A 13,043-nucleotide genomic window follows, 5' to 3' on the forward strand; every position below is an offset into this window, starting at 1 on the left:
GGCTCTTCAACGTTGGTGCGAGGTGCGATTCTGTAAGCCTTTGATTGATATTGATTGTTATGATCAAACCGCTTGTTTTTGCATAGAAAGTACGACAACCCCCACCGGGAAATACCCGCCGGCCGGCAGCAAGCCCGCCATGTGCACCAGCGCGTCAAGGGGTAATCGTCCCTTTCGTGCGAAATCTGGCGGTGATCGCATGCAGAGCCGCTCGCAGCAAGGCTCGGCGGCGCCGCGGCTTTCGTGCAATAGGCGGATACGCAAATCGTTGATCGATAAGGATTTTTAGAGGCAAACCGCCAGATTTCGCACGAAAGGGACGATTACCCCGACAAGGAAGCGGCCCGACGGTACTTCGAGAGGGCCATCGATCAGAATGGCGCGCCCGAAACCGTAACTATCGACAAGAGTGGTGCCAATCTGGCCGGACTGCACGCCGTGAACGCCGAGCGTGAGACGCCCATCAAAATCCGTCAGGCCAAGTATCTCAATAATATCGTGGAACAAGACCATCGGGCGATCAAGCGCCGTACCCTCCCCATGTTGGGATTCAAGGATTTTCGCTGTGCCCGCATCTTGTTGAGCGGCATTGAACTCATGCACATGATCGCCAAGGGGCAGATGAAAGACGCAGACAAAATCGAGCCATCTGCCGCCCGGCAATTCTACTCGCTGGCGATATAAGCAATCCTAATCATATTGCTATCGTACACCCCAAGCGCCTTACCGCGACAGAACCATGGCCCGTGCGTCCGACGCAAGGGTAGAGGAGGGGGAGCCTTGCCCGCATGCTTGGCAACGAAATCGTATTCCGCAAGGAGAGCAACAATGCGATATAAGCAGCTTACAGCGTATCCGCGATCGTTATCGAAGCTGGGCAGGTGTTCCTTCTTGGAAGGGGTCGTTTGAAGCCGACAGGATAAAGTTGCACGTTTGGGCAACATGTTCTTGGATCAACTGAACGGCCCTGGTGGCGTCGCGAGTCAACGCGGCCTCGAGTAGAGCGCGATGCTCAGCGACATCGTCTCGTACGAACCCTCCACTCGCAACCGACAGCGATCGATAACGAATCCCCCTGTCATAGAGCAACTTGCGCATTTCGAGCAATATTGGTGATCCGCACGCAGCGACGAGCGCACGATGAAACTCTTTATGTTTGAGCTCCCACTCGTCGTTCAGCAGTTTCGGGTTTGATGGGTCCTGCTTGGGAACTTTGGCCAATAGATGGAAGGCTTTCAAAACCGCAGCCTCCCATTCGTCGTTTCCATTTTCGATCGACTTGCGGATCGCGAGGGCTTCGAGCTCTTGTCGCAGCATCGTGATATCCAGCAACTCTCCCCTAGATACCGGCGAAACATGGAATCCCCGCTGACCCTCTAATACGGTCAGCCCTTCTGACGCCAACCGCATGAGGGCTTCCCTTAACGGCGTTAGACCGATCTCATAGTGTGCACGCAAATCGTCTAGGCGCAGCTTCATGCCGGGCTTCCACCGACAGTTCAGGATGTCGTGCCGAAGTCGTTGATACAGGTCACCCGACAGGGTCTGGCTGCTCTGTGGTTGGCCACCAACCCCGGCTATCTCGGTATGCACGTCCATCGCGTTTCTCGTTGGCATGGTCTCCGAATCATAGCAGAAAAATCGATTTTTTACGGCATGGCTGCCCGTGCCGTCGTTCTCCGATGGAGCGCGGACGCGCCCATAGCCCCATCCCTCTTTCTGCTCCGAGGGTAATCCCGTACTTGACTCGTCGTGCTTCTGCAATAAAATCGAAATTAAGTTGGAATTTCGAAATTAAGACGCATCGCAGCTGAGACAGAGGAGATGGAAGCAATGGCTATGATTGACACCCCTGTGCTGGTCGTCGGCGCGGGCCCAGCTGGTTTGACGGCATCCGCGCTGCTCGCAAGACATGGGATCAACGCGCTCACCGTGTCCCGATATTCGGGAACCGCGAATTCGCCGCGAGCTCACATTACGAACCAGCGCACGATGGAAGTGTTTCGGGATCTAGGTATCGAACGGCAGATGAAGGCGGTATCCACGTCGAATCATCTGATGGGAAACACGACGTGGATGACCAGCTTTGCCGGCATCGAGTTGGCGCGCCTGGAATCGTGGGGAATGGGGCCGGACCGCCGCATGGAGTATGAGAGTGCGAGCCCGTGCGCCGTTTGCAATCTTCCCCAGCACATCATGGAGCCGGTCATCCACAACGCGGCTAAGGCGGGCGGCGCGCGCATCCGCTTTGACACCGAATTGGTTTCGATTTATCAGGACGAGGCGGCGGTGTATTCCACGCTTCGCGATCGCATCACCAACGAGATAATCGAGGTGACCTCTCAATATGTGATCGGGGCGGACGGCGCCAACAGTGTGGTAGCAAAAGACCTGCAGTTTGAGATGATTGGGCGTCCCGGGATGGCAGAGCAGGTGAACTGTTGGGTCGAGGTCGATCTGTCGAAGTATGTCAGTCATCGACCCAGTGTTATCTATCTCGTGTCGCAACCGGGGAACAATTTCTGGATCGGTAGTGGCTGCTGGATTTGCGTCAAGCCGTGGACGGAATGGGTGCTGCTGTTCGCGTTCAACTCCGCAGACGGGGCGCCCGACCTTAGTGAGCAAGCCGTCATCGAATATGCACGACGGACCATCGGTGACCCGGATATTCCGATTCGCGTGAAAGCTGTGACCACCTGGGCCATCAACCACGTTCATGCGAAGACCATGAAAAAGGGGCGCGCTTTCCTCGCCGGTGATGCGGCGCACCGTCATCCCCCGGCGAATGGCCTTGGTACTAATACCTCGATACAAGACAGCTTCAACCTTGCATGGAAGCTTGCGGCGGTACTGAAAGGTCAGGCGGGCGAATCGCTGCTGGAAAGTTACACGGTGGAGCGGCAGCCGGTTGCCAAGCAAGTCGTGGAGCGAGCTAACAAGTCCGTCGACAATCTGCAGGCAATTTCTTCAGCATTTGGGTTTAGCCACGGTCAAAGCGTGGAGAGCGGCTGGGCTTCCGTCGAGCAGTTGCGCGGCAACAGTCCTGAGGGACGTCAACGGCGCAAGCAACTGAGTGATGCGCTGCGCGTACAACAGCATCACTTCAATGCTCACGGGGTCGAGTTGGGGCAGTTTTACTCGTCCAGAGCCGTCATCGATGACGGAACGCCGCGCCCGCCAGCAGAGCGCGATCCTGAACTTCACTATTCTCCCACGACGCATCCCGGCGCACATCTGCCGCACGTACGGGTGGAGATGCAAGGGAGACTCGTGTCAACGCTGGATGTGGCAGGGCAAGGATGCTTCACGGTGGTCTCGGGAATTGGTGGCCGTCCTTGGCTCGACGCGGCGGAACAACTCGGCAAGGAGCTGGGGCTTGTGATTCGCCGTGTAGCGATAGGTCCGGGCCTCGACGTCGAAGATGTGTATGGAAAATGGGCTGATCTTAGGGAGATCGAGGAAGACGGTTGTCTGCTCGTGCGTCCCGATCTCCATATCGCGTATCGAGCAATGCGGTTGTCAAGCGATGCGTACGGCGATCTCGAGCGCGCCTTCAGGCAGATTCTCGCCAAGTAAGCGTTGCCGTGAATTTGAGCTTGTCTGAGTGTCAGGAGAGAACTGCTGGCCGATTGCGCGTGAGATTTGCGGCGGGACCGACTTACTGGGGGGCAATCGTGCCAACTCGGAACAATGGTTTCGACAGGAGCGTATTCGATCGCGTGAGCGATGGCACCGAGGAGTCAGATCAGCGCCGGCAACCTGTCATCAGGATTTTAAGGCGAAGTCTGGCACGCGGCTTTCCGATCGACCTCGTCGCAATGCGCCGCAGCGAAGCCATTGTTGTATGGGGGCGGTGTGTAGCGGGTTCTGATGTCGTGAGTCAGGCGTTTTCCCTACCAGCCTTTGGCATGCGCTGCACTGCCTTTCTGACGAGATGCGAGTTTACCGGCGGAGCGCACGTTCGACGGATTCAGTGTGGAGCACGATTGCAATGGTGCTCCTTGTGAAGGAGAGAATGATGGCTACTGCAGGCAAGTCGCTACGTATGATGGTGGAGCACTGGCTCGCGCCTGATCCTGCAACGCGAGTTCGAGTAGCCGAATTCAGGAATCGGCGATCAAAACGGCAATGCTACGTACGTGTCGAGGTACTCAGGGCGGGATGCCTCGCGGCCATGCTGTTTTTTCGTCACCAGGATGGCTCATGGTGCGTGTTCCCACCTCGTCGAGAATATCCAGAAATGCGCGTTGACTAAGAGGCCAGTTCAAGTGCGACGCGTGTCGCCGTCCGCCGGACGTAAATCGGCAGCGTAGTGGATGGCAAAGCTCTTCTCTGCCTTGTCACATTCAACAACCTAAATATTGGAGATTGAAGCCGTGACCTGCTGTACGACCAGCAGTTGCCTACCCGGACGTGCGCGACTGGTAACGGTCGGGTTCGAAGCTCCGGGGACAACGTACCCGCCTTACCGGCGGTTCACCCGGGCGACCGGGAAGGAACCGACACTGCCAGCAGCCGTGCGGTGTAGGGGCCAGGCAAGTTCCGCATGCACAACGTATGTGAACTGTCGAATGAATCCTCGTTAGCCTCAAAGAGCCAAAGCTGCTGAAAGGCTCCGACCAAAATGGTAAATGGCCGGTTGCATCTCTTTGAACTGGGTGCACGTCGTCAAAGCGCCATCGGGGAATAGACAGGTGCTAAACGGATAGGCCCGGAAGTGCTCGGATCGGCAGTGATGGGAACGCGGGAACCCCGATTTCCCGCCCTCGCTCCGCGTCATTGGAGCGACGGCAGGTGAACCGCGAGGAACACTGTTGGGAAGCGGGAGTGAGAACGCGCAAGAAGCGAAGGGTTGCCTGTAATGGGTGGCATAGGGGTTCAAGATTTGCCCCGACCTGAAAGGGTGCTGACGTGCGCGTGGTGCGGCTCTCGTTGGCCAACATCAGGGATTCACTGAAGGGAAGCTTGAGAGAGACCGGTTGGGTTACGGTTCAGCGCCCTTCTCCCGCAGTGGGACGAATCGACGATGTGACGTTAGCGAAGGTTGTGTGTGCACAAACACAACCGGCATCGATGTGATGCTTAACGCCGTGCGCGAGCCGTATGCGGGGAAACTCGCACGTACGGTTCTTCGGGGGCCGCGTTTCCGAGAGGGGGCGCGGCTACCCTCTAAATCCTGCTCGGCACGCCTGAAGATGTTCCAGCAGACGAGAGAGCAGCCGAGTTTCAAGAACGCTTCATGTATGTCGGCACGACGCTCGAAGCGAATACGAAGACGACGAAAGTTGTGGAGCCACGAGTGAGTTCGTTCGACGACCCAGCGATATTTGCCCAGCCCGCTACCGTGTTCACTGCGGCGCTTCGCGATCACCGGCTTGATGCCGCGCTGTCTCAGTTCCTGGCGGTGGGAATCGGAATCGTAGCCGCGATCGGCGTAGAGGACCTTGGGCGTTTGAAGCAGACGACCGCGCACGCCGCGAATCGGCGGGATCGCATCGACGAGCGGCAGCAACTGCGTGACGTCGTGGGCATTGGCGCTGGTCAGGATCTCATTTCAACAATCAGGAGTCTGAAAATATGGATGCACAAATCGACCACGCAGCCGGGATGCCGATTGGCGTGCTCGACGAGCTGCCACCGCCGGTCGATGCGACCGAGTCACTCTTTTCCGCGCTGCAAGAACCTGGCACAGGGACATCCCTATAGGAGGCTTGCTGACTAACATCCCCCTCAGGGGTTTTTGAACTGAGCTCTAAATTTCGCTGAGCTCGGGACTCTCCGCGCCTAAAGACATAGCGGCATTACCCAGTCAAAATTGATCACAGGATAGCAAGATGAAAATTGTTAGTGACGCCCTGAATTACGCCGGTTTCAGTCCGGAAGAAGGGCAGCGGCAATACAGCACGCGCGCGCAGATTCCGGACTTTGAGAAGATTATTTCCCGATGGCAAGAAGATGCGGCCGCTTACCGGGCGAAGGCGGTGTACCTCGACGTGCCCTACGGCGAAACGCCCGCCGAACGTCTCGACTTCTTTTTGCCTAACGGGATAGTAAACGCGCTGATCGTGTTCATTCGGGGGGGCTACTGGCGCTCTCTTGATAAGTCCATGTTTTCGCGGTTTGCGGAGAACTATACGAGCCGCGGTGCCGCCGTAGCCGTAGTCAACTACGGACACGCTCCGGAAGTGCCATTGTCGCGGATCGTCGACCAAGTTCGGAGCGCCGTCGAGTGGGTCTACCGTAACCCTTCTTTGACGGGCGCGCAGAAGCAATCAGTCACCATCGTGGCCCATTCTGCTGGCGCGCATCTCGGCGCAATGATGCTGGCGACCGACTGGCCGTCGCGCGGCACTGATTTGCCTCACGATTTGATTCGCGGCGCGGTCTTGGTCAGCGGGGTCTACGACTTGAGGCCTTTGGTCGACCTGCATTTCGTGAACAAGGATTTGAGCCTCGATCAGACTACCGCAGAAAGTCTGAGCCCGATGCTCATGGCGCCAGCGGCGCGAGCCCCGCTTTTTATTGCCGCAGGAGCCGACGAGAGCGAGGCTTTCCGCGGGCAGTCGCAGGCGTTCGCCAAGAATTGGGATGCAATTATGACGGGTTACGTTGAGCTCCCAGGAATCCATCATCTCGCGACATACGAGGAAATGTGCAAAGAAGGATCAACGTTGCATCGCGCGACGCTTGGGATTGCGGGATTGTCCGACTGAGCCGGCGGCCGCGAATGCGAGGAGGAAGAGATGAGCAAAGTTGTTGTCAAAGAACTGGCATACGTGCGGCTACGCTCGCCAGATCTGGATTTGGCGGAGACCTTCCTGAAGGACTTCGGTCTGTCTTGCTCTGCGCGTACTGCGAGTGCCTTGTACATGCGGGGTACAGATTCAGCCCATCATATTCACGTGACGGAGAAGGGGGAAGCTAAATTCATCGGCTTCGCATTCGAGGTCGCTAATGAAGAGGATCTCGAGTGTGCCGCCCGACTTGCCGGCGCCTCGACTGTCCATGAGATGGATGAACCAGGCGGTGGTTCCAGGGTGATTCTCACGGAGCCCAATGGCTACCAGATCGAACTTGTACACGGCATCGAGCATCTTGAACCGATTCCCGTTGAACAACGAATCTACAACACCGGCGAAGAGCCTTTGAGGCGCGCAGGTGTGTTGCAGCGCTTGCCCGCCAGTCCGACGAAGGTAAAGCGCATTGGTCATTGCGTGTTCACGTCCGCAAAGTGGCGCGAGACGACTCGCTGGTTCCATGAAAATCTGGGCCTGCTTGCGACCGATGACGTTTACGCCGGCGAACCATCCAATGTCATCGCGACGTTTAGTCGCCTCGACCGCGGTCCAGAATATGTGGACCACCACGTGTTCATGTGTTTCAAGGGGGAAGAATGCGGTTTTAACCACGTGTCGTTCGAGGTGAACGATATCGATGCGGTTATGGCCGACCATCAACACCTCAAGGAATTGGGAAAGTACGAACACATGTGGGGGGTTGGGCGGCATCTTCTCGGGAGTCAGGTGTTTGACTACTGGAGCGATCCATGGGGACGTATTCACGAACACTGGGCGGATAGCGATCGCCTCAACGTCGAGTACGGCAGCAAAACGTTCTCCGTCGAAGAGGGCTTTGTTGCTCAGTGGGGCGAGCACCCGCCGGAGAGGTTCCTCCGACGCGTAAGTAAATAGGGCTAGATGCTATTGACGCGGCGATCGAAATTCTAAGTATCGGCCTGAAGAGATTTTGACGCGAGCACGAGGTGATCCGATCTATGTGGTCGTGTATTCGTGTAGATGTGAACCTAAAGTAAAACATAGGAGTGCAGAAATGTTTAATGACAGACGCGTGGCAGTAGTTACGGGCGCTGCACAAGGCATCGGCCGTGAAATTGCGGTGAGGCTCGCCGAGCGTGGAGCAAAAGTAGCCCTGATGGATATCGGTGACAGTTTTGAAACCGAGAACCAAATTGTTGCGGCGGGCGGAGAGTGCATGAAGATCGTTGCGGACGTCAGTGACGAGAAGAGCTGGGACCGTGCTGCCAAATTGGTGGAAGAAAAGTTTGGGCGCGCCGATATCCTTGTCAATAACGCTGGGGTGTATCCGCTGGCGGAATTTGATGAGCTCGATTACGCGCAGTGGTCGCGTGTCTTGCGGATCAATTTGGATAGCCAATATCTTGGGGCAAAGGCATTTGTTCCATTCATGAAAAAGCAGAAATGGGGGCGAATTGTAAATATTGCGTCCAATTCTATTGGAACGCCTACTGCGGGGCTGAGCCATTACATGGCGAGCAAGATGGGGGCGATTGGGTTCACGAGAGGTCTCGCGAACGATCTCGGCAAGTTCGGGATCACCGTGAACGCCGTTGCGCCGGCACTCACAAAAACACCCGGGACAAACAGCTTTGCGGAAGACCGTGTCGACGCGGCGATACAGTGGCAGTCCATCAAGCGCATCGCAGAGCCCTACGATATTGCCGGACCGGTGCTGTTCCTGACTAGTGAAGATTCAGGATTCGTTACAGGACAGCTGCTGGTTGTCGACGGCGGCATGATGAAGATCTGCTGAAGTCCGCTGGACGTGGCTGCTTTTTTTGATAGTAGTGGCGGTTCACCGCTGAGCTGAAGCAAGCGTCGAAGCCGGATCAATGAATTATGCGGAGTCCGGAAATATGTTTGGCTGCTTGTTTCTGGGTTGAGCAGTTATTTTGTGAGGTAACATGAAGCTCGTACATTTCTCTCCAGATGGTAATCAGCGCCTTTTGGGCGTGCTCGATGGAAAGACGGTTACGTCATTGGGTGCCGTCAGTTTGGAAGAACTCCTGGCCACGAATACCGATCTGTCCGCATTCGCTGAGCGGAACGCATCAACCGAATATTCCGTCACTGACATTCAGTGGCTGCCGCCCCTCATTCGGCCAGGAAAGATCATCTGCGTGGGATTGAATTACGCTGATCACACGAAGGAAAGCCCGTACAAGCAGCCCGACTATCCAACTCTCTTCAACCGATTTTCGACCAGTCTCGTCGGTCACAAGTCGGCTGTCGTCCGGCCGCTCGTGTCGGACAGCCTTGATTACGAGGGGGAAATGGCGGTCGTCATAGGGCGCCGAGGTCGGCATATCCGGAAGGATCAGGCTTTGGGCTACGTTGCAGGCTACTCCGTTTTCAACGACGTCTCAGTCCGGGAATACCAGTTCAAAACTCCCCAGTGGACAATCGGCAAGAACTTTGATGGTACCGGTGCGTTCGGTCCGACGTTTGTTACCCCCGACGATCTACCGGCTGGCGGTGCGGGACTCAAGCTTGAGACGCGCCTGAACGGGACGGTCGTTCAATCGGCCAATACAAGCGACATGCTCTTTGACGTGGCGTCGCTTATTTCGATCATCAGTGAAGCCGTGACGTTGGAGCCGGGTGACGTGATTGTGACTGGCACGCCTGCCGGAATTGGCTGGGCACGCGAGCCAAAGCTGTACATGCGCGATGGGGATGTATGTGAGGTCGAGATTGAGGGTTTAGGTGTCTTGACCAACGTGATTCGTGACGAGTGTTTAATTACAGAGATGTAAGCGGGGAGTTGAGGAAAGGCGCGGATGATGAAGTCCGCGCCGACCACGGCCATTCTGGAGCTTGGCTTAGAGAGAATTTTGAGCGGCTGGATTGATATCGAAATAGGAAAAAAGCATTGCCTATAATTTAGTGACACTAAATAAATGAAATAACCGGAGGAAGACATGAAGACTGAATCAATGACAGATGAACAGCGTAAAGCGATTGCGATCGAGTTGCTCCGAAGGTTCGATCGAGGCGAAAGCGTGTTTGATCTGTTCGACGATAATGCGGAGGTGTTTTTCCCAAAATGGGGTGTGGCTCGCGGGAAGCACGAAATCCAGGCTCTTTATTCCGATCTCGGAAAAATTCTAGCATCCGTTTCACATGATCTGACTTATGCGAATTTTATACAGGAAGGGGATCTCGTCGTTGTGGAAGGCACGTCTCGAGGCGTGTTGTTGAGCGGTGCTGATTGGAAATATTCCGCAGAATCGGCCGGACGGTGGTGTGATGTCCTGGAGATTCGCAATTTCAAAATTCAACGTTGCTTCGTCTACCTGGATCCAGACTATGCCGGTGCGGACACGAGTCGCTACCCTTGGCTCACGGGTGAGCACGTTAGCCGGGAGTGTCAATCGTTTCCATGAGCTAGCGTGATCGATCCGGGCGGATCGTTCTTCGCGTGATAGTCAAAAACCGAATGAGAGCCTATCCGCGCTCGAGATTTCAGCAGTATCTCTGCGCACCATAATAAAAAATATCGCCGCAAACAATGTGGCGAGTAATGGAGACAATTCGAATGTCAGCGAAACGAATTACCTCAGTGGGTCTTGCCTGCTGCGTGGCGATGGTCGCCTATTGTAGTCCGGTGCATGCACAAAGCAGCGTAACCCTGTTCGGCGCCGTTGATGTCGCCTTCCTCTATACAAGCAAGACGCGAAACTCGAAAACTGGCCTAAATGAGGGAGAGCAATTTTCAATGATTGACGGAGGGAGCTCATACTCCCAGTTCGGTTTGACTGGGTCGGAAGATCTGGGGGAAGGGATTTCGGCGAAGTTTCGACTGCAGAGCGCCTTCACCGCAAACAATGGTGATTTGGTTCATTGCAACGGGAATTTATTTGGTTGTGAGGCATGGGTAGGGTTATCTGGGCCGCGAGGTGACATCAAGCTTGGCTTACAATTTTCGCCATTCTTCTTGGCAGTATACGACTCTGATGCGCGCGATCTTTCGCTATTTGGTAGTGGTGCAATCCCCTATGTTGGGACTGTATTTGGAACGGGCATTTTTACGCCAAATTCGATTTCCTATTCCTCGCCGGTATTTAATGGATTTAAAGTAAGTGCATTGTTTTCGTTTGGTGGGAAGGCTGGTGATTTCAGTGCCGGACGCCAATATTCCGCGAGCATTCGTTACCACATGGGAGGGCTCACGGTGAACGCTGCGCTGTTTAGTGCAAACGGTGGTGGAGTTACGAGTACGTCTGTACCGACGGACGTCGAGTTCACCGGGCGCATGCTTGGCGTCGCATATCAGTTTGGCTCACTAACCGCGAAGATGTCGTTTGTGAATTACAAGGTGGCCGGCTCTTTCAATAACAACGTATACAGCGGTGGTGTGAGTTGGCTAGTCACGCCTGCTTTCGCTGCGAATGGTGGAGTTTGGGTAGTCAGTGATCGCAATCGCACTGCCAATAATTCTATTATGATAGCAATTGGTTCGGACTACTTTTTATCAAAATCTACATCGATATATGCTCAGCTTGGCATGGTAAATAACCGCGGGGAAATGAATACGGGGTTGTCAATTATTGGTGCATTGAATGGAGTGCGCGGGACAACGTTCGGTGGAGTGTTGGGTATTAAAAAGATGTTCTAGTGTTCCGTCCCAGAAATAACTTTACGTAAATTTGTATTGCTTTATGATCGAGCCATGGTAGATCGGAGGCGATCATGGGACGCAAGGGAATCGAGGTTGTGGTGTCGGAACTGGAGCGAGAACAATTGCTGTCAATGAGCCGTTCGCGATCACTGCCGCATTCTCTGGTCCGTCGGGCAAAGATTGTCTTGATGGCTGCTGATGGTCATACAAACCAGGAAATTGCGATGCAGTGCGAAGTGACATCACCAGCAATCACGCACTGGAAGAAGCGGTTCGTCGCGCATGGGCTTGCCGGTCTACATGATGAAGCCCGCCCAGGCCGGCCGCGGGCACATGACGACGAAGCGGTAGCGGAACTGCTGGCGCGGGTGCTGCATGAAAAACCGGATGGGGCCACGCACTGGAGCGTGCGTTCTGCTGCCGCGCAGACAGGGATTTCGAAGAGTTCGGTGGCCCGGTATCTGTCGCTGTTCGGTGTGCAGCCCCATCGTTCAAAGAGCTTCAAGCTGTCTAACGATCTGTACTTCGTCGAGAAGGTCCGCGATATCGTCGGGCTGTACCTGAGCCCGCCGACCAATGCCCTCGTGCTGTGTGTCGACGAGAAGAGCCAATGTCAGGCGCTGGAGCGCACGCAGCCGATGTTGCCGATGGGGCTGGGCTATCTCGAAGGGGTGACGCATGATTACGTCCGACATGGCACCACGACCCTGTTTGCTCCGCTCAATGCAGCAACAGGCGAAGTCATTGCGCAATGTAAGCCGCGCCACCGGCATCAGGAATTCCTGGCGTTTCTCAAGCATATTGACCAAGCGGTACCGCCTGATCTCGATGTGCATCTGATCGTCGACAACTACGCGACACACAAGCATCCGAAGGTCAGGGCGTGGTTGGCCAAGCATACGCGCTACCAAATGCACTTCACGCCGACCTACTCGAGCTGGCTGAATCAGGTTGAACGCTGGTTTGGCCTGATTACGCAGCAGGCGATCCGTCGAGACTCGTTCAGGAACGTGCGCCAACTCATTGCTGACATCGAGCGTTATATCGAGCAGTACAACCAGCACAAGCGGCCCTTCGTGTGGACCGCAACCGCCGATTCCATCCTTCAGAAAGTGGCTAGGCTATGCAAAGTTATTTCTGGGACGGAACACTAGGTCAGTGACAAGAGATGCAGCGCATGCGAATCTCCGTTCGCAGGATGGGCGCGCGCGCTGCTTTTAACGGTACGCCGACTCGTAGTTCAAACATCGGGTACGGATTCCGTAACGATCACGTTTCCCTTTCCAATACCTCAATTGCTGCCGTTCGGCCCGGAATCAACATCGACAACCGCCACCTCCGTGAGGTCGATTGGACTTGCAGGTCGGTGGTCAGGGGATGAACGGACAGAGCGCTAAGCGCGGGACTCCGTGCTTGATACATAGTTCGGCATCCAAATAAATTTTACATAACCCCAATTATCAACGTCAAAAATGTAGCGGCTAAGTTGTAATGTCCGCTTCTGGCTAAGTTCAAATGTCCGCTTTTGTGCCGCGTAAGCTATCCAGCCGCCGGTTGTCCGGCGCTGGGAGCTTCGATGACTGCAACAGAACGGATCACGATGA

10 protein-coding genes and 2 pseudogenes are annotated in these 13,043 nt (G+C 55.3%); 9 read left to right on the forward strand and 3 right to left on the reverse strand.

The genetic code is table 11. From position 1 onward, the window contains the following. Nucleotides 1-330 precede the first annotated feature (330 nt). A pseudogene (locus G3N94_RS18310) lies at nt 331-684 on the forward strand (DDE-type integrase/transposase/recombinase); the annotation flags it as partial. Nucleotides 685-864: 180 nt separating this feature from the next. On the opposite strand, the gene G3N94_RS18315 reads toward G3N94_RS18310, so the two are convergent. Next, a complete protein-coding gene (locus G3N94_RS18315) occupies nt 865-1,599 on the reverse strand; it encodes an FCD domain-containing protein (RefSeq protein WP_205794023.1) in 735 nt (244 codons plus the stop codon). A gap of 234 nt (nt 1,600-1,833) precedes the next feature. Between G3N94_RS18315 and G3N94_RS18320 the strand changes: the two genes are divergently transcribed. Continuing rightward, nucleotides 1,834-3,576, forward strand: a complete 1,743-nt coding sequence (locus G3N94_RS18320; protein WP_241021927.1) for an FAD-dependent monooxygenase — start codon at nt 1,834-1,836, stop codon at nt 3,574-3,576. Between the two features lie 1,600 nt (nt 3,577-5,176). On the opposite strand, the pseudogene G3N94_RS18325 reads toward G3N94_RS18320, so the two are convergent. Next, nucleotides 5,177-5,548: pseudogene (locus tag G3N94_RS18325) on the reverse strand (IS5 family transposase); the annotation flags it as partial. Between the two features lie 286 nt (nt 5,549-5,834). Between G3N94_RS18325 and G3N94_RS18330 the strand changes: the two are divergent. The 7 genes from G3N94_RS18330 to G3N94_RS18360 all read left to right on the forward strand — a co-directional run bounded on the left by G3N94_RS18330 (nt 5,835) and on the right by G3N94_RS18360 (nt 12,593). After that, on the forward strand, nt 5,835-6,713 hold the full coding sequence (locus G3N94_RS18330; protein WP_205794025.1) for an alpha/beta hydrolase: 879 nt from the start codon (nt 5,835-5,837) through the stop codon (nt 6,711-6,713). Between the two features lie 30 nt (nt 6,714-6,743). Next, nucleotides 6,744-7,691: a catechol 1,2-dioxygenase gene (locus G3N94_RS18335; RefSeq protein WP_205794026.1), complete on the forward strand. Its 948-nt coding sequence runs from the start codon at nt 6,744-6,746 to the stop codon at nt 7,689-7,691. Between the two features lie 139 nt (nt 7,692-7,830). Then, nucleotides 7,831-8,571: an SDR family NAD(P)-dependent oxidoreductase gene (locus G3N94_RS18340; RefSeq protein ID WP_205794027.1), complete on the forward strand. Its 741-nt coding sequence runs from the start codon at nt 7,831-7,833 to the stop codon at nt 8,569-8,571. 151 nt (nt 8,572-8,722) lie between these two features. After that, the gene (locus tag G3N94_RS18345; protein ID WP_205794028.1) at nt 8,723-9,574 is read left to right on the forward strand and encodes a fumarylacetoacetate hydrolase family protein; all 852 of its coding nucleotides are present in this window, start codon (nt 8,723-8,725) and stop codon (nt 9,572-9,574) included. Nucleotides 9,575-9,739: 165 nt separating this feature from the next. Further along, a complete protein-coding gene (locus G3N94_RS18350) occupies nt 9,740-10,204 on the forward strand; it encodes a nuclear transport factor 2 family protein (RefSeq protein ID WP_205794029.1) in 465 nt (154 codons plus the stop codon). A gap of 152 nt (nt 10,205-10,356) precedes the next feature. Beyond that, nucleotides 10,357-11,436: a porin gene (locus G3N94_RS18355; protein ID WP_205794030.1), complete on the forward strand. Its 1,080-nt coding sequence runs from the start codon at nt 10,357-10,359 to the stop codon at nt 11,434-11,436. Between the two features lie 74 nt (nt 11,437-11,510). After that, nucleotides 11,511-12,593 carry an IS630 family transposase gene (locus G3N94_RS18360; protein WP_205794031.1) on the forward strand — a complete coding sequence of 361 codons (1,083 nt, stop codon included), beginning with the start codon at nt 11,511-11,513 and terminating at the stop codon, nt 12,591-12,593. Nucleotides 12,594-12,832: 239 nt separating this feature from the next. Here the strand turns inward: G3N94_RS18360 and G3N94_RS18365 are convergent. Beyond that, on the reverse strand, nt 12,833-13,043 hold a 211-nt coding region (locus G3N94_RS18365; protein WP_205794032.1), incomplete at its 5' end, for a hypothetical protein.

Source organism: Burkholderia sp. Ac-20353 (assembly GCF_017104785.1).
Classification (GTDB): Bacteria; Pseudomonadota; Gammaproteobacteria; order Burkholderiales; family Burkholderiaceae; genus Burkholderia.

What these genes read in the sequence shown, in the direction of transcription:
- G3N94_RS18330 (WP_205794025.1), top strand. Translation starts at nt 5,835, where the DNA reads ATGAAAATTGTTAGTGACGCCCTGAATTACGCCGGTTTCAGTCCGGAA.
- G3N94_RS18335 (WP_205794026.1), top strand. Translation starts at nt 6,744, where the DNA reads ATGAGCAAAGTTGTTGTCAAAGAACTGGCATACGTGCGGCTACGCTCG.
- G3N94_RS18320 (WP_241021927.1), top strand. Translation starts at nt 1,834, where the DNA reads ATGGCTATGATTGACACCCCTGTGCTGGTCGTCGGCGCGGGCCCAGCT.
- G3N94_RS18345 (WP_205794028.1), top strand. Translation starts at nt 8,723, where the DNA reads ATGAAGCTCGTACATTTCTCTCCAGATGGTAATCAGCGCCTTTTGGGC.
- G3N94_RS18355 (WP_205794030.1), top strand. Translation starts at nt 10,357, where the DNA reads ATGTCAGCGAAACGAATTACCTCAGTGGGTCTTGCCTGCTGCGTGGCG.
- G3N94_RS18350 (WP_205794029.1), top strand. Translation starts at nt 9,740, where the DNA reads ATGAAGACTGAATCAATGACAGATGAACAGCGTAAAGCGATTGCGATC.
- G3N94_RS18340 (WP_205794027.1), top strand. Translation starts at nt 7,831, where the DNA reads ATGTTTAATGACAGACGCGTGGCAGTAGTTACGGGCGCTGCACAAGGC.
- G3N94_RS18360 (WP_205794031.1), top strand. Translation starts at nt 11,511, where the DNA reads ATGGGACGCAAGGGAATCGAGGTTGTGGTGTCGGAACTGGAGCGAGAA.
- G3N94_RS18315 (WP_205794023.1), bottom strand. Translation starts at nt 1,599, where the DNA reads ATGGACGTGCATACCGAGATAGCCGGGGTTGGTGGCCAACCACAGAGC.